Annotated in this window: 18 protein-coding genes; 6 read left to right on the forward strand and 12 right to left on the reverse strand. The window is 52.0% G+C overall.

Annotation, left to right across the window (positions count from 1 at the left end; genetic code table 11):
* Window positions 1-2: 2 nt before the first annotated feature.
* The 3 genes from UM181_06095 to UM181_06105 form a co-directional block, all read right to left on the reverse strand.
* Window positions 3-608 (reverse strand): energy-coupling factor transporter transmembrane component T, encoded by a 606-nt coding sequence (locus UM181_06095; protein WQC64172.1) that lies wholly within the window; start codon window positions 606-608, stop codon window positions 3-5.
* A complete protein-coding gene (locus tag UM181_06100) occupies window positions 608-1,309 on the reverse strand; it encodes an ABC transporter ATP-binding protein (protein ID WQC64173.1) in 702 nt (233 codons plus the stop codon). The genes UM181_06095 and UM181_06100 overlap by 1 nt, the downstream gene beginning before the upstream one ends.
* 195 nt (window positions 1,310-1,504) lie before the next feature.
* A complete protein-coding gene (locus tag UM181_06105) occupies window positions 1,505-2,089 on the reverse strand; it encodes a L,D-transpeptidase (GenBank protein ID WQC64174.1) in 585 nt (194 codons plus the stop codon).
* Window positions 2,090-2,298: 209 nt separating this feature from the next.
* Here UM181_06105 and UM181_06110 point away from each other — a divergent pair, with 209 nt between their 5' ends.
* Window positions 2,299-2,802 (forward strand): CAP domain-containing protein, encoded by a 504-nt coding sequence (locus UM181_06110; protein ID WQC64709.1) that lies wholly within the window; start codon window positions 2,299-2,301, stop codon window positions 2,800-2,802.
* Here UM181_06110 and UM181_06115 read toward each other — a convergent pair.
* The 7 genes from UM181_06115 to UM181_06145 form a co-directional block, all read right to left on the reverse strand.
* The gene (locus UM181_06115) at window positions 2,792-3,310 is read right to left on the reverse strand and encodes a L,D-transpeptidase family protein (GenBank protein WQC64175.1); all 519 of its coding nucleotides are present in this window, start codon (window positions 3,308-3,310) and stop codon (window positions 2,792-2,794) included. The two genes, UM181_06110 and UM181_06115, sit on opposite strands and share 11 nt — an antisense overlap.
* A 56-nt stretch (window positions 3,311-3,366) precedes the next feature.
* Entirely contained in the window at window positions 3,367-4,590 is a 1,224-nt protein-coding gene (locus UM181_06120) for a class I SAM-dependent RNA methyltransferase (protein WQC64176.1), read from the reverse strand.
* A 51-nt stretch (window positions 4,591-4,641) separates the two neighbouring features.
* Complete coding sequence (locus UM181_06125) at window positions 4,642-6,477, reverse strand: ABC transporter ATP-binding protein (protein WQC64177.1); 1,836 nt, start codon at window positions 6,475-6,477, stop codon at window positions 4,642-4,644.
* Window positions 6,474-8,312, reverse strand: a complete 1,839-nt coding sequence (locus tag UM181_06130; GenBank protein WQC64178.1) for an ABC transporter ATP-binding protein — start codon at window positions 8,310-8,312, stop codon at window positions 6,474-6,476. Before UM181_06130 ends, UM181_06125 begins: the two co-directional genes overlap by 4 nt.
* A 164-nt stretch (window positions 8,313-8,476) precedes the next feature.
* Entirely contained in the window at window positions 8,477-9,643 is a 1,167-nt protein-coding gene (locus UM181_06135) for a CCA tRNA nucleotidyltransferase (GenBank protein WQC64179.1), read from the reverse strand.
* On the reverse strand, window positions 9,640-10,245 hold the full coding sequence (locus UM181_06140) for a CoA pyrophosphatase (GenBank protein ID WQC64180.1): 606 nt from the start codon (window positions 10,243-10,245) through the stop codon (window positions 9,640-9,642). Before UM181_06140 ends, UM181_06135 begins: the two co-directional genes overlap by 4 nt.
* Window positions 10,226-11,227 (reverse strand): Hsp33 family molecular chaperone HslO, encoded by a 1,002-nt coding sequence (locus tag UM181_06145; protein ID WQC64181.1) that lies wholly within the window; start codon window positions 11,225-11,227, stop codon window positions 10,226-10,228. Before UM181_06145 ends, UM181_06140 begins: the two co-directional genes overlap by 20 nt.
* An 87-nt stretch (window positions 11,228-11,314) precedes the next feature.
* On the opposite strand from UM181_06145, the gene UM181_06150 reads away from it, so the two are divergent.
* Entirely contained in the window at window positions 11,315-11,776 is a 462-nt protein-coding gene (locus UM181_06150) for an NUDIX hydrolase (protein WQC64182.1), read from the forward strand.
* On the opposite strand, the gene UM181_06155 is transcribed toward UM181_06150, so the two are convergent.
* A complete protein-coding gene (locus tag UM181_06155) occupies window positions 11,730-13,028 on the reverse strand; it encodes a SpoIIE family protein phosphatase (GenBank protein ID WQC64183.1) in 1,299 nt (432 codons plus the stop codon). The genes UM181_06150 and UM181_06155 overlap by 47 nt on opposite strands.
* A gap of 146 nt (window positions 13,029-13,174) precedes the next feature.
* On the opposite strand from UM181_06155, the gene UM181_06160 reads away from it, so the two are divergent.
* Window positions 13,175-13,504: an Hpt domain-containing protein gene (locus UM181_06160; protein ID WQC64184.1), complete on the forward strand. Its 330-nt coding sequence runs from the start codon at window positions 13,175-13,177 to the stop codon at window positions 13,502-13,504.
* Window positions 13,505-13,512: 8 nt separating this feature from the next.
* On the opposite strand, the gene ilvA is transcribed toward UM181_06160, so the two are convergent.
* Window positions 13,513-14,739, reverse strand: a complete 1,227-nt coding sequence (gene ilvA, locus UM181_06165; GenBank protein ID WQC64185.1) for a threonine ammonia-lyase IlvA — start codon at window positions 14,737-14,739, stop codon at window positions 13,513-13,515.
* Between the two features lie 105 nt (window positions 14,740-14,844).
* On the opposite strand from ilvA, the gene UM181_06170 reads away from it, so the two are divergent.
* The 3 genes from UM181_06170 to UM181_06180 are packed head-to-tail and all read left to right on the forward strand — an operon-like array spanning window position 14,845 to window position 16,892.
* A complete protein-coding gene (locus UM181_06170; protein WQC64186.1) occupies window positions 14,845-16,068 on the forward strand; it encodes an argininosuccinate synthase in 1,224 nt (407 codons plus the stop codon).
* Window positions 16,069-16,115: 47 nt separating this feature from the next.
* On the forward strand, window positions 16,116-16,457 hold the full coding sequence (locus UM181_06175) for a hypothetical protein (protein ID WQC64187.1): 342 nt from the start codon (window positions 16,116-16,118) through the stop codon (window positions 16,455-16,457).
* A 27-nt stretch (window positions 16,458-16,484) separates the two neighbouring features.
* Window positions 16,485-16,892 carry a hypothetical protein gene (locus UM181_06180; protein ID WQC64188.1) on the forward strand — a complete coding sequence of 136 codons (408 nt, stop codon included), beginning with the start codon at window positions 16,485-16,487 and terminating at the stop codon, window positions 16,890-16,892.
* Window positions 16,893-16,894: the final 2 nt, after the last annotated feature.

The raw sequence follows: 16,894 nt of genomic DNA on the forward strand, positions 1-16,894 counted from the left end.
AATCATCTGGGTGCTGCGCCGCCGCGGGCGTTCAAAGCCTCTGAAACATGCTCTGCATCATCAAGCGCGCTAAGGGCAAGCGGAAAAATAATCCGCCAAGTGCCGTGTTTGGTGCTGCGCGCGCGATGGGCAAGACGCAGCAGGCTGGCCCGCTCGACGAAAACGGGAATGAAGCGCAATGTCAGAGCAATCATCAAACCAAGCTTTTTACCCTGGGCTCCGTTTCCGTCAAAAGGTGCCATGGCTTTTTCGATCAACGCACTGAAATCGGCAAGAGAGGTGGTGGTGGTCACAAGATTGGCGAAGGTGAAGGCCGCTGCCAGTTTAAGAATAATAGACAGGCCGGATTGCAAATCAGCCGTGTAGAAATGCCAGATGAGAATAATCGCAACGAACGGCCAAAGCGGGCGAAGCAGCTTTAAACTGAACCAAAGATATCCCCTACCTTGACTGGCGATAAGACAAAAAGGGAGACCCACGGCGCAAAGCAAAAGCATTTGAGTTTGGATCAACATTAATCCGGTGGTATGGGTCAGCAGCATGACCACTTTCAGGCTAGCGGGCCAGCGATGAAAAATCGTTTGATAGGGGGTTGTGAGCGCCAGCATCAGATCTGTTCTATCTGCGCCATTGCGTTTTCAAAGTTTGGAATAATATGCTTGGGCAACCCATCGCCCACAACCTGTCCTTTTTCCAGCCAAATCACGCGCTCATATTCCGCAAGGGCTTGCAAATCATGCGTGATGTGCAGCACCGATTGATCAAGTCCGTAGAGAAGGTTTTGTAAATAGGTTTTTGTGGGCAAATCCAACCCAGCAAAGGGTTCGTCTAAAACCAGCAGCGGGGGTGCCATCGCCAAAACCGACAGCAAGCATACCAAGTGGCGCTGGCCCTGAGAAAGTGTTGCAATCGTGCGCTCAGCCCAGTCAAGCCGGTCAAACTGCTGTAGGATTTTGGTGGCATTTTGCATCGCCTCGGCTTTGCGCTGCCCCTGTTGCGTCAGGCCGAAGCTGAGTTCTTCAAGAACTGTGGGGAAAATGATTTGATGATCCGGGTTTTGAAACAGAATGCCAACAGTTTTCAACGCCGCAGCGCGGTGTTTAAACAGATCATTCCCGTTGACGCGTACCCGCCCTGATGAAGGGGCCAACAGGCCAGAGAGCAGGCGTGCAAAAGAGGTTTTGCCCGATCCGTTACGCCCGATCACGCCCACGCGCTGTTCTTGAATATCAAGCGAAACCCCATTTAGCAATTTACGCGCATTCAAGCTTAGGCTGACATTTTCAAATTGAATGGTACAGTCGGCCATTGCGCAGATCCAAGGTTTCAATTGCTTGCCCGCTTTAAGTCTGCGGCTATGCGCTTGTCAATGTGGGCTGTGCTGGCTTGTGCTTTAAAAATCTAAATGGGCGACCAATTGATCCATGCAAAGGGCCTTGACAGACGGGCCTTCGTGGGCATTTGGGCTGAAGGAAATAAGCGCAACGCAAAAAGAGATCTATTTTCAGATCAGTAAGACCTGCGTTCCTATTTTGGTAAGTTGAAATAAGTCTTCGATATGCTCATTATAAAGACCAATGCATCCATTAGAAGAGCGCCGCCCGATTTTGCGCGTATCATGGGTGCCGTGAATTCGAAAATATTGCCAGCTTAAATATAGAGCATGCGACCCCAGCGGATTATCCGGGCCCGGGCCAATAAAATCTGGCCATTCCGGATTGCGTTTTTTCATCGAAGGGGTGGGCCGCCAACTGGGCCCAGTCACCTTTCGCGTGATCGAGGTGCGGCCGCGACGCGTCAGATCGTCTGTCATGGGAACGCTAGAGGGGTATAATTTATACGTATTCTCATCTTCAGACCAAAAATGCAGCGCGCGCGATGAGATATCAACCAGCACCGCCCCGTTTTTTAAATTTGAGAAATAAGGTTGCCACTCTAATGTTCGGAAGCTGGAGACATTATGGCGCACGCCTTGAGAAATTTCCTGTTCAATTTCAGTTGAGCTATCATCAGCCTCTTGAGCAAGCGCGGGGGTGGCCAGCAAGGCTGCGCTGCAATGGATAAAATGGCGTCTGGTTAAATTTGTCATGCCGAGATCCTTAAAATTTCCAGCCTTATACAAGCTTTTTGTGAAATATGCAGCTTGTGCTGGTTTTTCAACATCTGAGCAAGCGTTTGTGAAGATAAAGCAAAACTGGGTTTGATTGGCAACGGCAGACATAGTAAGGACACCCAACTGTTACTAAATTATCCGAGGGATAGATGGCTCGATTAAACTTTGCCGCGTTGATCGTTATTATGATTACGGCGGGCTGTGTCAGCGATGTGCCCCAGATGGCCTCAGATGGTAAGCCCGTACCCAAACCTTATTTTTTATCTCAAGTTGAGCCCGCAATTATTAAATTTCGTATGCTAGACGGGGTAAATGCGCTGCGTCAGTCGCGCGGCGCCGATATGGTAAATTTAAATGCCAGCTTAACGGCTGCCGCGGCCACGCATGCCCGCGATATGTCTGTGCAAGACCGCCCATGGCATTTTGGGTCGGATGCATCATCGCCCATCGACCGGCTGGTGAGGGTTGGCTATTCTGGGCAGTTGGTTGGCGAGGTGATATCGGAAACCTACGAGACTGAGCTGGAAACGCTGGCCGCTTGGATGACAGATGAAGGTGCGCGTCGCATTATTTTAGATGCCAAAGCCGATGAGTTGGGTTTGGCTTGGCATCAAGAAGCGGATGGAAAGATCTGGTGGGCAATGGTTTTAGGGGCCAGCCCCGCGCCACAAGCCCCCATCACGGAGTGATTAAGATTGGGGTGCCGATAGGCACCAAAGCATAAATTTCTTGAATTTCGTGATCTTTTACGGCGATACAGCCTTCGGTCCAATCGCGTTTCCAAAAGCGCGGCTTTTTGTTTTGTCCATGGATAAAGATATCGCCGCCTGCCGAAGCACCCACGCTTTGGGCATAGGCACGATCCTGCGCATTCGGGTATGAAATCCCTAAAGACAGATAAAATTTGCTGTTTGGGTTTTTGCGATCAATGTAATATCGGCCTTCAGGGGTCTTTCCATCCCCTCTCAATGATTTGTGACCATTTGGGGTAAACCCTAGACCAATCCGATAACTGCGGATGATTGTGTCATCTGATAGCAGATACATCCGGCGGGCCGATTTATCCACGCTGATGCTGGTGATTTTTACATCGTTGGTGAGGGACGATTTTCCTGACATCGTAAAATCAGAAAAATTCAAGCACCCACTCAGCAGAAGCACCCCGCATAGGGGAAAGAAAAACCGTTTTAAAACCATAAATATGCCTGTTTTTTGACGCCTTTTACCACAATTTGAGAGGTTTCAAAGTAAATTCATGCTGTCGCTTTGTGAAATGCCCCTACCAATTCTACGTGATAAGACCAACGAAACTGATCTACGGGGGTCACGGCCTCTAAACTATAGCCGGCATCTGTTAATATTTTTGCATCCCGAGCAAAGCTCACTGGGTTGCAGGATACATAGGCCAGAGTTTTAATTGTACTTTTGGCCAGCATTGTCACCTGCGCTTCTGCGCCCGCGCGCGGCGGATCGATGACGGCGGCCTCAAATTTATTCAGTTCATCGGGCAAAAGGGGGCGGCGGAATAGATCGCGTTTCTCATGGCTGATTTTCTTCAAGCCTTGCGTTTTGCGCCAAGCTTTATCAAGCGCTGCCAACATATCTGCCTCGCCCTCAACCGCATGAATTTCAGCCATTTGCGCCAAGGGCAGGCTGAATGTGCCGCATCCGCTGAATAGGTCAAGCACAGGGCTTGCGCTTTTCAGAATGTTGCCTACTGTTTCGATCAGGCTGGTTTCCCCATGTTGGGTGGCCTGCAAAAAACTGCCCGGGGGTGGTGTGATTTTGGCCGGTCCAATGCGTTGTTCAGGCGGCGAGAGGGTTGCAACGATTTCGTCGTTCCAGCTTAGCCGCGCCAGCCGGTATTTCAGCGCGGCGGCGGCCAAACTGACGCGCAATGCATCATCCAATGGTTTGCCGCCAGTGGCCAAAAGATCTAAGCCAGCGGCTGCTTGGGTTGCCTGTATTTTCAACGTCGATTTGCGGCTGCCCCCAAGATGGGCAAGCGCTTCCAGAACGGGGCGCGCTTTCAGCAAATCCGGGTGTAAAAGCGCGCAATTTGGAATTTCAACGATTTGATCCGATGCCTGCGCGTGAAATCCGATCAACGCGCCTTTTTTGGTCCGCCGCACAGCAAAGCTTGCCCTGCGGCGACTGTTGGGCGGTGAGGTGAGGATGGGGTTCATCTGCGTTTTTAGACCATGTGCAGCCAAAGCTTGCCCGATAATTTCGGTTTTCCACCGGGCTACAAACGCGTCAGATGCATGCTGAACTTGGCAGCCACCACAGGTTTTAAAATGCGGGCAGGGCGGCGATACGCGATCTGAGCTGGGCGTTAGGATCCGCCTGTCCATCAAGGTTTGGCCCTGTTGGTTGGCCTGCACAAGTTCGCCCGGCAGCGTGCGCGGCGCGAAAAGGCTCGTTTCGGTGATGCCATCGCCCAGATGACCCATGCGTTTAATCGTAAACTCTTGCATGGTTTTGCTTTAGAGGATGGGCGGCCCCGTTAAAAGGACCAATTGCGCCTTTTATTCGGCCGCCGGTTGCAACCCAATAAAGCCGCCGGATTGGCGGTTCCAATACCGCGCATAAAGCCCGCCTTGCGCCAATAGGTTGGCATGGCTGCCGGCTTCGATGATTTTCCCTTGATCCAGAACGATGATGCGATCCATACGCGCAATGGTTGAGAGGCGATGGGCAATTGCCAGCACGGTTTTGCCTTCCATCACCGTATCGAGCGCGTCTTGAATATATGCCTCGACTTCGCTGTCTAACGCGCTGGTTGCTTCATCCAGAACCAAAATGGGTGCATCCTTCAAAATTGCACGCGCCAAGGCGATGCGCTGGCGCTGCCCGCCGGATAATTTTACCCCGCGCTCGCCCAAATGGGCCTCATAGCCGCGCCGGCCCTTAAAATCTTCAAGATCTTGGATGAAAGCATCCGCTTCGGCTTTTTGAGCGGCGGCGCGCATTTGCGCCTCGCTGGCACTTGGCTGACCGTAAAGGATATTATCGCGCGCCGCGCGGTTAAACATTGCGGTTTCTTGCGTCACTGTGGCGATCGCGCGGCGAAGGCTTTCTTGGGTGACCTGTTGGATATTTTGACCATCAATCAGGATCTGACCGCTTTCGGGATCGTGAAGCCGCAAAAGCAAAGTAATTAAAGTGGATTTCCCCGCCCCAGAGGCACCTATAATCCCCAGCTTTTCGCCCGGCTGAATGGTCAGAGAGATATTTTCAATTCCGCCTTTTTCGCGACCATAGGCAAAAGAGGTTTGATCAAAAGTGATTGCTCCTTGCGTTACTTTTAACGGTTGCGCCGCAGGGTCATCGGTTAGATCATGCGCAGGCGTGAAGGTTTTCATCCCATTTTCCACTTCGCCCAAATTGCCGTAAAGCGCCATCAGCGTGAAGCTGACCCAACCGGTCATTTGCGCCAGCCGTAAAGACACGGCACCCGCCGTGGCGATCATGCCCACCGATCCATTGCCTTGCGACCAGCTGACCAGCGTGCTGCCAACCAGCACGATTGGCAAAATACCGGCCAGTCCCATAAGCCAGAAGCGAAATACAACCGAAACCCGCGCATGGCCAAGCGCGGCGTTGCGATATCCCTCCATTGCCGATAGGGCGGCCTGATCTTCATGGCCCGCATGGGCAAATAGCTTGACAGTTTTGATATTGGTTACTGTGTCTACCACTTGTCCGGTCACGTTTGCCCGCGCCCCTGCCCGCGCCGCGGATCGGGCCCGGATCAGTGGCATGAAATGCCGTATCACCAATACATAGCTTAAAATCCAAAGCAAAAGCGCCGAGCCCATAAAAAGGTTTATGGCACCCAAAACCGCCAAGGCCCCCAGAACAGAGGCCAGCGCAAATAAAACCGTGTGTAGGATTTCGATCACCACATCGGTTACTGCGCGCGCGGTTTGCATTTCTTTTTGCGCAATCCGCCCGGCAAAATCATTGTCGAAAAAACTGACCGAATGGCCCAAAACCCAACGGTGCAAACGCGAGAGTACCAGATTATGCACATTCGGCGCCACCACATAGCTTTGCATGATCGAGCTGGCACCGAAGGCCAGAGGCCTGATCAATAAGAAAAACGCGATGGCAGCGCCCAGCATCCAAAAATTTTCTGAAAACAACGCCTCACGCGGGCTGGCCATGCTGGCATCAATCACCAAGCCTAACACCAAGCCGCTTAACATTTCGACGATGCCGGCGGTGATCGAGGCGGCGGCTGATAACAGCAAAACCGGCTCGCTGCCCCGCAACGCCCAGCGCAGGAAGGCGAGCAATGTTTTCGGCGGCGCCTGATCACTTTTGGCGTGATGCGAGATCCAATTTGCCAAAGGTGTCACTGCGCTGCATCCACATCAAGGAACCCACCCGATTGATGGGCCCAAAACCCGGCATAAAGCCCGCCTTTTGCCAGCAGCTGTTCATGGCTGCCCTCTTCAACGATCCGCCCCTGATCCATTACAAGAATTCGATCCATATGCGCAATCGTAGACAATCGATGCGCGATCGCAATCACCGTTTTGCCGTCCATCATGCTGTAAAGCGTTGTCTGAATGGCCGCCTCGGCTTCGCTGTCCAGCGCGCTGGTGGCTTCATCGAGCAATAATATGGGGGCGTCTTTCAGAATCACCCGGGCCAAGGCAATACGTTGGCGCTGCCCGCCGGAAAGCTTTACGCCGCGCTCTCCGACATGCGCCTCATAACCGCAACGCCCTTCTGGATCTTCGAGGTCCAAAATAAAGTCATGCGCTTCGGCCTGCTTGGCCGCCGCGATCACTTGCGCCTCGCTGGCGGCGTTATTCCCATAGCGGATATTATCGCGCACTGAGCGGTGCATCAGGCTGCTCTCTTGCTGGACCATGCCGATATGGCGGCGCAAACTGTCTTGCTTCACCAGGTCTATGCGTTGCCCATCAATATAAATCTGGCCGGACTCAGCGTCATAAAACCGGAGCAAAAGCTTGAACAAAGTTGATTTTCCTGCGCCAGAGCGCCCCACAAGGCCCAGCTTCTGACCCGCTGGAATGCTTAGATTGATACCTTCCAATCCACCAAGAGCCCGGCCGTAATGATGCGACAGCTCGGTTATTTCAATCCTGGCCTCTTGTGGTTGTAAGGTCTGCGCGTTCGGGTGGTCAATTAAGGTGACGGGTTGTGATAAGGTTTGCATGCCTTCGGCCACCACGCCCAATTCGCGAAAAAATGAGGCGACGGCCCAGATGATCCAATTGCTCATGCTGTTCAGCCTTAAAACCAACGCTGACGCTGCCGCCACAACCCCAGCACTGGCGCTGCCCTGCGCCCAAAGCGCAATCCCCCACCCGATCACCGCCACGATCAAAAAGCCATTTATCAGACTTAATAAAATATCCATGCGGGTATAAATCCGCATTTCCTTGATGAAGGTGTCGCGGGTTTGCGTGATGCCCGCTTTGGCAAAGGCGATTTCTTCGCCCTCATGGGCAAATAATTTTACCGAATGAATGTTGGTATACGCATCCACGACCCGCCCGTTCAACTCGGATCGCGCATCTGATGAAGCTTTTGAAGCGGGGCCAACGCGTTTTACCGTGAAGCGCAGCAGTAACAAATAGAGCCCGAACCAAAGCACCAAGGGCAGGGTAAGGCGAATATCTGCCTGCATCAGTAAGAAGAAAGCGCCGATCACATAGGCCAGCGCATAGCTCATTGCGTCAAACACGTGAAAGGCCACTTCGCCCGCAGCAGGGGGCGTTTGCATCACGCGGTTGGCGATGCGGCCGGCAAAATCGCCTTCAAACCAGCCCACAGATTGGCGCATTACGTGGCGATGCCCGCGCCAGCGCACCAATGTGGCCATATTGGTGAGGATCGTATTATTCACCAATGCGGTATCGAAAAAGGTAAGTATTGGCCTGATCAGCAATATAAACACCGCCAAGGCGATTAAAACCGGTCCAAGGCGCTGCAGCGTTTCTGCGCGATCGCCCTGCAACTGGTCCACCAGCCATCCCAGCGCATAGATCAATCCGATTTCGCTGCCAGCCACCAAAACCGAGGCGGTGAAAGCCAGCAGGAAGACCCATTTAAACGGTTGACAATAGGTCTGTAGAAAAGGCCAAAGCCGTTGCGGTGGGCGATCAATTTCGCGGTAATCGGCGAAAGGATCGATCAAATCTTCAAAAAACCGAAACATGACCCCCCACTTTGCAGATATCAAAGCCTTTTAGAATATGCGCCTATTTCGCTCGAACCAAGCTTCAAAATTGTTAAAAGCGCCCCGTTGTCCTGAGCTAAGCTGTTTATCAGGGGCGTCAATATAATTTTATCGGTGAAAATAGCCCTAAAGTATCAGGCCCACTATTTAACATCCAATGTGCGCAGCAACGCCGTCTTATCCAGCTGGAACCCAGAGGTGATCCAGATCTGTTCCAAGGCGCGTAGTTTTTTGCCAAGCGCTGAGCCAGTGTAAAGGGGCATCAGATCTTCGGCGGTTATTGGAAATTGCGCGCTGGCACCGGTTTGTACCGCGCTCAAGTCAGGCTCTGAGACCGGCGTTTCAAAAAGCGCGGCGCGCAGCAGTAAAACATCCAAAGCAATCGGCGCCTTGCACCGATAGGCCAATTCGCCCGCTTTTGTCATCGCCTCTATATGGGTTTTCAACAGTTTCAGGGTTTTGCTTTGGGCTTTGCTTAGGCGCAGATGGGCTTCAACCTGCCCCCCGCCCAGCGCAGCAAGCCGCCGAAGCGGGTCAATCGGAGCCTCATAGAGGCTTTCAAAGTAAACCAATGGTGCAAGGGCTTTATCATCAGATCCGGGCAAAACATGCTGCAGCACTCCGGTGATGCGCATCGCGGCCACCGCGGGGGCGGGGCTTGGGGCAGCCAGCAATTTTAACAGTTCTTTGGTTATGCGTTCTTTAGAAAGCCCCAATAAGCCATCGCCCTGGGTTGCAATCGCGGCCAGAGCATCAGGATCGAAGCCCAAATCTGGATCGGCATACCAGGCCGAGAACCTAAAGAACCGTAAAATACGCAGGTAATCTTCGGTAATCCGCCGCTCGGCATTCTCGATAAAGCGCAGATGCCCCGCTTTCAGATCAGCAAGCCCATTCAGCGGATCGTAGATCTTGCCGCTTGCATCGGCGTAAAGCGCATTCATCGTAAAATCACGCCGCGTTGCATCGCTTTTAAGGCTATCGGCATATTGAATTGTGGCGCGGCGGCCGTCGGTTTCAATATCTTGGCGAAACGTGGTGATTTCATAGGGCGTACCCTCGCTAATCACCGTGATGGTGCCATGTTCGATGCCGGTTGGAATGGTTTTTAGCTTGGCGGCGCGCGCCAAATTTTGAATTTGATCGGGCCGGGCGTTGCTGGCCAGATCAATATCGTCGACGGGCCTGTTGAGCAGGCTGTTGCGCACGCAGCCACCGACAAAATAAATCTCGAACCCAGCGTCGCTTAACAGCCGTGTAATTTTTTCCACACCAGGCTTTTTGAGCCAGTCTGCCTGAATGATATTCATACCAACCGGTCTGCCAACCCCCGAAGAATACGCGCCGTTGCACCCCATATATAATACGGACCGAACGGAATAGCATAGTATTTTCGCGTTTGCGATTGCCAGCGCCGCTGATGGATCGAAAAGTTTTCCACCTGCGTCAGATGCGCCAGCGGGACCCAAAAGGCCTCGGCCACTTCGCAGGGATCGATCTGCGGCGTAAACGGGCTGGAAATAAGCCCGATTACGGGCGTGACGGAAAAGCCGGTGACCGTTTCATGTGGTGCCAAACTGCCCAATACCTCGATATTTTGAGGATTGAGCCCAACCTCTTCTTGCGCTTCGCGCAGCGCGGCGGCGTGAATATGGGCATCTTTTGCTTCGACTTTACCACCGGGGAAAGCAACTTGATTCGGGTGATGCTTTAAATGCGCGGCGCGGCGGGTCAGCAAGACACAGGGTCCATCAACGCTGCTATACACACCAATCAACACGGCCGCGTCGCGCAGGGATGCGGTGCGCTTTTCCTTTGATACGGGGTTCAGATCAAAATCCGAAGAGGCGGCCAGCGAACGCTCTGTTGCTGTCAGTAAGCGTGCGCGCAGCTCATGCGGGGGCACTGTCATCGGGCTCCGCCTGAAACCCTACGCTGGTTGGGTCTAACTGATAATGTGCGCCGCAAAATTGACAATCTGCGGTTACCAGACCGTCTTCTCTGGTCATGCTGGCAATATCTTTTGCCGAATAAATCGATAGGGATTGGCGCACCCGCTCTTGCGAGCAGGTGCATCCAAAGCGCACGGCTTGGGCGTCGAACACTCTTGGCTGATCTTCATGAAACAACCGCAGCAGCAATTGCGAGGGTTGGATCACTGGCCCAATCATTTCCAGCTCTTCGACGGTGTTTAACAAAATGTTCATGCGGTTCCAGTTATCGCTGTCATCGGCATCTATAATATCATTGGCCATTAACACACCGCCATCGCCCGATCCGCCCTCGTCGATCGCAGGCTCAAGGCTGGATTTGGGCATATGTTGTAGCATAATACCCCCTGCGCGCCACTGCGCGGGCTGATCGGGGGCCCGCGATTTTCCATAGCAGAGCTTAAACGTGGTTGGCAGCTGCTCTGATTGCGCAAAATAGGCCTCTGCACAGGCGGAAAGAGAGCCACCCACCAGCGGGGTTATGCCTTGATACGGCGCCATATCTGCGCCTTGATCGATCAAAATCGCAAAATAGCCTTCGCCAATTTGGTCGAAAATTGGTCCGTCGGTTAGCCGCGCTTCATCAAAGCTGGCATAGGCGCGCATCCGCGCTGGCGCGCCTTCGGTTTCGGGGCCGTAATAATCGGTAGCGATCATGCGCACAGCGCCTTTGGATTGCACTTGCAATGAAAGCTTCCAGCGCAACTTTATACTTTCCCCGATTAAAGCTGTCAGCAGCGCCATTTCAGACACCAATGCCTCGACCACGGGCGGATAATTATGTTGCTGTAGGACGCCATCCAAAACGCCATCAAGGCGCGCTATCCGGCCCCGCATGTCACAGGCATCAAGTTGAAAGGGTAGGACAGTGTCGTCCCACGCAATTTGCGATCCACTTTTCATAGGCATTCCTTATCTTTCTTGCGGAGCCATATCCTGTCTCGTAAGACTGGGCAAGCAGCCGAGGGTTTGGACCAAAAGGAGCTTGGAATGATAAGACGCTATGGAGAAACCCCGCAAATGGATCGCCGCTATCAGATCCGGCGTGGGGTTTATGCGATTTTGCCTTATGGCGATGCGCTTTTACTGACCCATCAGGCAGAGCCTGAGCCCGAATTTCAATTGCCGGGCGGCGGTATTGACCCAGGTGAGCATCCGATCACCGCGCTGCACCGTGAAGTGATGGAAGAAACCGGTTGGAAAATCGCCCGGCCGCGCCATATTGGCGCCTTTCGACGGTTCGTTTTTATGCCTGAATATGACCTCTGGGCTGAAAAACTATGTTTGGTTTATCGCGCAGATCCTGTGTTGCGCCTTGGCGATCCAACCGAGGCTGGCCATGAGGATCACTTAATACCAATCGAAGAGGCGTTTGAGCTTTTGGCGAATCCCGGAGATCGGGCTTTTACGCAGATGTTTCAGGCCCAGATGCGCCTGCGGCGCGATGCGTGATGATCAACGCCGACAGGTCATCTACCAGCGGTGTTTGATCGCAGGCGGCGTGTATATTTTTTAAAATACTATGGGTGAGAGCGGGCCCATGCAGATGTTGAACGCGGGCAAAGAGCGGCTGTAACCCTTCTTTTCCACGCGCGGTATTTTGGCCATAGGCACCATCGCTAAACCCGTCCGAATAAAGGATCAGGCGCTCGCCCAAAGCCAGCTGCAAGTGATGATCTTGAAAGCGTGCCGTTTGCGAAATGCCGATTGGCAGGCTGTCACAGCCAATATGGTGAAACGTGCCCTCTTTTGCGTGTAAAATTGGATAAGGGTGACCAGCTTGGGCAAAACAAAGGCGCCCGGAGGTTAAATCCAGCAGTCCCGATATCATGGTCAAGTAATGATCGGTCGTAAGATCTTTGAGCATGATTTGATTTATGCTTTGTAAAATATCATGCGGTTGGCGCGGGCAGATTTGCCCTGTTTCAAGGCGTTTTACCGCGATATTTTGGCCGAAAGCTTCAGCTGAAAAAAAACCTGCAATGCGCACTGTCAGCATTGCTGCGCTGATATCATGCCCCGAAACATCGGCATTATAAAACCCTATATGCGTTGCCCCTATGGCAAAAAACCTTGCCAAATCCCCTCCAACACGGCCTGCATTTTCCACCAGGGCTGTGAAGTCAAACCGACCAAAGCTGCGATGCCTGTTATGGATAAGCGCGGTTTGAAGCTGCTGCGCGGCGATCAGATCTTTATCCATGGCGTTATTTAAAGCTTGGGTTTTGCGCAGCGCCGCTTTTACCTGTCGGTTTTTGACTTTTAACTTCCGCTGCGTGTCAAGAAGCCGGGCCGCTGCCGTGACGCGGGCGTGAAGTTCGATCGCCGCAATCGGCTTACTAAGAAAATCATCAGCGCCATGTTGAAAGGCGTACAGCATCTCGGCTTTGGTGGAGCGCGAGGTAAGCAAAATAAAATAAATATATCGGTCTGGGGTGATTTGGCGCAGCGTGTAACACAAATCGAGGCCGTTGATTTCTGGCATCATCCAATCGCTTAGAATGATATTGGGACGGTGTTTTTTAAATAAGCTAATTGCCGCCTTGGCGTTGCTGGCTTGCAGGCTGTGAAGTCCCCAGCTGGTTAGAAAACCTGCAACGATGCGCCTTTGCACAGCGCTGTCATCAACGATCAGCACGGTTTTGATCGCGCGCAAAACGGGTGGCGGTTTGCTGGTTTCAAGCTTTGGATATGGCTGATACAATGCAAGCGTCCCTTGTGTTGGGCGGGTTGTAAAACCCCAGCACTTAACCGGCTGTAAAAACCTAAAATTAAGCATTTTAAAATTTTAGATATTCATCTCTGATTCAATGTTTTGCTGAACCATAACGCCGGGACGGGAGTGAATTCATGATAGATTGGGAGCGTATCGAAGACCTGCGCCGAGAGGTGGGGCACAAAGACTTTGCCGATGTGGTGGCGTTGTTTTTTGAAGAAATTGACAGCAGTTTACCGGGATCTTTTGACCTTACAGAGCCGGATGAGATCCGCGATCTATTACATTTCATTCGTGGTAGTGCGTTGAATTTGGGCTTTTTTGAACTGGCTCGATTATGTGAGCCTGATTTCTTTACGATGGAAACGGGCTTATCTGTCGAAAAAATTCGGCCCTATTTCGAACGATTGCGGCGCTCTTATGAAAGGGCCAAGGCGGTCTATTTTCAGAATATGACATTGTAGGTTCAAGTTTAAATTACAAATTGAGCCAGTGTTTCATCATTTGTTATGTCAGAATATGTATAGCCAGCGGCCTCGAGGCTGGCAAAAAAAGCTTCAAAACCATCGGTGTTTTTGGTTTCCAATCCGATCAATATTGATCCAAAATTTCGCGCAGATTTTTTCAAATATTCAAAACGTGTGATATCATCATCTGGGCCTAGTAAATTCAAAAACTCCTTCAACGCACCGGGGCGCTGCGGCATTCTTAGAATCAAGTATTTTTTAACGCCTGCAAAGCGCTGCGCGCGCTCTTTCACCTCTGGCAGTCGTTCAAAATCAAAATTACCTCCCGAAGAGACGCAAACCACTTTGCGACCACGGATCATTTGACCGAGATCTTGCAGCGCGTCGATGGCCAACGCGCCGGCTGGTTCTAATACAATGCCTTCGATATTCAGCATTTCAAGCATGGTGATACAGATCCGATCTTCGGGAATCCGCAGCACATTGGCCAAACCGATACTTTTTAAGCACTCAAACGTGCGCTGGCCGATTTGGCCCACCGCGGCGCCATCGGCAAACGTATCCACCTTGTCTAGCTTGACTGGTTTGCCCGCGATCAAAGCGGCCCAAAGGCAGGCTCCACCTAAAGGCTCGACCAAAGTAAACTGGCTTGAGGTACCAAAATAGCTGAGCATCCCCGAGGATAAGCCGCCCCCGCCCACAGGCAGGATAATATGATCCGGGGTGCTGCCCAATTGCCGTTCGATTTCTACGGCCACAGAGGCTTGCCCCTCGATCACATCGGCATCATCAAAGGGTGATAGAAAATGCGCGCCTTGCTCTTGACAGAAATTTTGCGCGGCGTTCAAACAATCGTCAAAATAATCGCCCACCAATTGAATTGACACGTTTTCGCCGCCAAATATCTTTGTTTTCTGGATTTTTTGCTGCGGTGTTGTGACGGGCATGAAAATCGTGCCGGTCACGTCAAAATGCCGGCACATATAGGCCACGCCCTGCGCATGATTTCCCGCGCTGGCGCAAACGAAATTGCGTTGGTCTGGGCGTTTGCGCATCGCATTGAACGCGCCGCGCAGCTTGTAAGAGCGCACCGGAGAAAGGTCTTCGCGTTTCAGCCAAATATCGGCGTCAAATATAGCTGAGAGATGTTCGTTTTTTTGCAGCGGTGTTTCGGCAAACACGTGGCGCATTTCGCCTTCGGCGGCGCGGGCAAGAGATTGAAAATCGGTCATTTGTTAGTCTTGCGGCAGATTTTGCGTATGCGCAAGCCCAAGGCTCTCTTGCTCCTTTCGTCAAAACCCGATATCGCCCCGATCAAAACCGCAAAGGACTATGCTATGAGTGCGCCCAAAAAAGTTGTATTGGCCTATTCCGGTGGCCTCGATACCTCGATCATTTTGAAATGGTTGCAGGCCGAATATGGCTGCGAAGTGGTGACGTTCACGGCTGATTTGGGGCAAGGTGAAGAGTTGGATCCGGCGCGCAAAAAGGCCGAGCTTTTGGGGATCGCTCCGGAAAATATTTTTATCGAGGATCTGCGCGAGGAATTCGTACGTGATTTCGTGTTTCCGATGTTTCGCGCCAATGCGCTGTATGAGGGGCTGTATTTGCTGGGCACGTCCATTGCGCGCCCGCTGATTTCCAAACGCTTGGTTGAAATTGCCGCAGCCACGGGCGCCGATGCGGTGTCGCATGGCGCAACCGGCAAGGGCAATGATCAGGTGCGCTTTGAATTGGCAGCCTATGCGCTGAACCCTGATATCAAAGTGATCGCGCCCTGGCGGGAATGGGATTTATCAAGCCGCACAAAATTGATCGCCTTTGCCGAAGAGAACCAAATCCCCATCGCTAAAGACAAGCGCGGTGAGGCGCCCTTTAGCGTGGATGCCAACCTGCTGCACACCTCATCGGAGGGCAAGGTTTTGGAAGATCCCGCCTTGGATGCCCCGGATTACGTGTATCAGCGGACGGTCAATCCTGAAGATGCGCCCGATAAACCCGAATTTGTTGAAATCGGCTTTGAGGGGGGCGATGCAGTGTCGATTAATGGCGAAACGCTCTCGCCAGCGCAGCTGCTCACTCAGTTGAATGCGCTGGGCGGCGCGCATGGCATTGGCCGGTTGGATCTGGTCGAAGGGCGCTTTGTTGGCATGAAATCGCGCGGCATTTACGAAACCCCGGGCGGTACAATTTTGCTGGAAGCGCATCGCGGCATTGAGCAGATCACCCTGGATCGCGGTGCGGCGCATTTAAAAGATGAGCTGATGCCCAAATATGCCGAGCTGATTTATAACGGGTTTTGGTACAGCCCCGAGCGTGAAATGCTGCAGGCTTTGATTGATAAAAGCCAAGAACATGTCACTGGAACGGTGCGTCTAAAGCTTTACAAAGGCTCGGTGCGCACGGTTGGCCGTTGGTCAGAACACTCGCTTTATTCTGAGGCGCATGTGACCTTTGAAGAGGATGCCGGTGCCTATGATCAAAGCGATGCGGCCGGGTTTATTCAGTTGAATGCGCTGCGCTTGAAGCTACTTGCCGCGCGCAAGCGTCGTTTGGGCTAAAAGCCTAATCTTTCCAAAGTTGTTTTGGAGAGCAGCGCTGCTGGGCTTTGGGCTTTCGTTCAAAGGTGTATCTGGTCGGTTGGGGCTTCGATTATTTACGTCGTCAATTTTGTTATTATTCGGTAATTTTGCGACCGACCGCGCCGGTTTTTGCTTTTTATGCGCTGGTGTATCCTTTGGTTAGCTGGATGTTGACTGGCTCATTTTTGTTATTACAGCCGGGTTTTATAACTACTACCCCTGATGGAATGGGGCTTGGCAGCTTTTTAGACCTTAGTTTGGTTTTTATTATTTTTAGCTGTTTCTTACTGGCAGTGATCGCGATCCATTGGCACCGCTTTATGATGCTGGGCGGTGAAGGGCCTATTTTTAATCGCTCAGTCTTCTGACCTTACAGTATCAAAGCCCAAAAAATTATGCTTATCTTTATCGCCGGGACATTTATTTTACTCATTTTCATCCGCAATTTTATCAATCTGCAAGGCTCGGAGGGTTTCCATGACTTACTAGCCCTCGTGATGATGGACCTGCAAGATCCCACCATGATCATAGCGCTTAATCCCCTTTTATGGCTTGTTTGGCTTATAAAATCTGTTTGTTTTATTTGGCTTGCGCATCGGATCAGCCTGTACCTGCCTGCCGCTGCCATTGGCAAAGATATGCGCTTGCGCGAAGCTTGGCGACCGACCAGCGAGTTAGAGGCCCAGATATTACTGTTAGCTGGTTTTGAAGTGCTGGTGTATTTCGGCATTTCTGCTGCAAACTTGGATCCTCACCCTATATGGTGGCAGCATTCTGACCACGCTATACCGATATCTTATTGAAA

Source organism: Alphaproteobacteria bacterium US3C007 (genome assembly GCA_034423775.1).
In the GTDB taxonomy this organism is placed as follows: Bacteria; Pseudomonadota; Alphaproteobacteria; order Rhodobacterales; family Rhodobacteraceae; genus Thalassovivens; species Thalassovivens spotae.

Excerpts from the sequence above, each read along its gene's own strand:
- UM181_06105 (WQC64174.1), bottom strand. The coding sequence starts at position 2,089 with ATGACAAATTTAACCAGACGCCATTTTATCCATTGCAGCGCAGCCTTG.
- UM181_06095 (WQC64172.1), bottom strand. The coding sequence starts at position 608 with ATGCTGGCGCTCACAACCCCCTATCAAACGATTTTTCATCGCTGGCCC.
- UM181_06130 (WQC64178.1), bottom strand. The coding sequence starts at position 8,312 with ATGTTTCGGTTTTTTGAAGATTTGATCGATCCTTTCGCCGATTACCGC.
- ilvA (WQC64185.1), bottom strand. The coding sequence starts at position 14,739 with ATGACCGATTTTCAATCTCTTGCCCGCGCCGCCGAAGGCGAAATGCGC.
- UM181_06180 (WQC64188.1), top strand. The coding sequence starts at position 16,485 with ATGCTTATCTTTATCGCCGGGACATTTATTTTACTCATTTTCATCCGC.
- UM181_06145 (WQC64181.1), bottom strand. The coding sequence starts at position 11,227 with ATGAAAAGTGGATCGCAAATTGCGTGGGACGACACTGTCCTACCCTTT.
- UM181_06135 (WQC64179.1), bottom strand. The coding sequence starts at position 9,643 with ATGAATATCATTCAGGCAGACTGGCTCAAAAAGCCTGGTGTGGAAAAA.
- UM181_06150 (WQC64182.1), top strand. The coding sequence starts at position 11,315 with ATGATAAGACGCTATGGAGAAACCCCGCAAATGGATCGCCGCTATCAG.
- UM181_06170 (WQC64186.1), top strand. The coding sequence starts at position 14,845 with ATGAGTGCGCCCAAAAAAGTTGTATTGGCCTATTCCGGTGGCCTCGAT.
- UM181_06115 (WQC64175.1), bottom strand. The coding sequence starts at position 3,310 with ATGGTTTTAAAACGGTTTTTCTTTCCCCTATGCGGGGTGCTTCTGCTG.
- UM181_06140 (WQC64180.1), bottom strand. The coding sequence starts at position 10,245 with ATGACAGTGCCCCCGCATGAGCTGCGCGCACGCTTACTGACAGCAACA.
- UM181_06160 (WQC64184.1), top strand. The coding sequence starts at position 13,175 with ATGATAGATTGGGAGCGTATCGAAGACCTGCGCCGAGAGGTGGGGCAC.
- UM181_06120 (WQC64176.1), bottom strand. The coding sequence starts at position 4,590 with ATGCAAGAGTTTACGATTAAACGCATGGGTCATCTGGGCGATGGCATC.
- UM181_06100 (WQC64173.1), bottom strand. The coding sequence starts at position 1,309 with ATGGCCGACTGTACCATTCAATTTGAAAATGTCAGCCTAAGCTTGAAT.
- UM181_06110 (WQC64709.1), top strand. The coding sequence starts at position 2,299 with ATGATTACGGCGGGCTGTGTCAGCGATGTGCCCCAGATGGCCTCAGAT.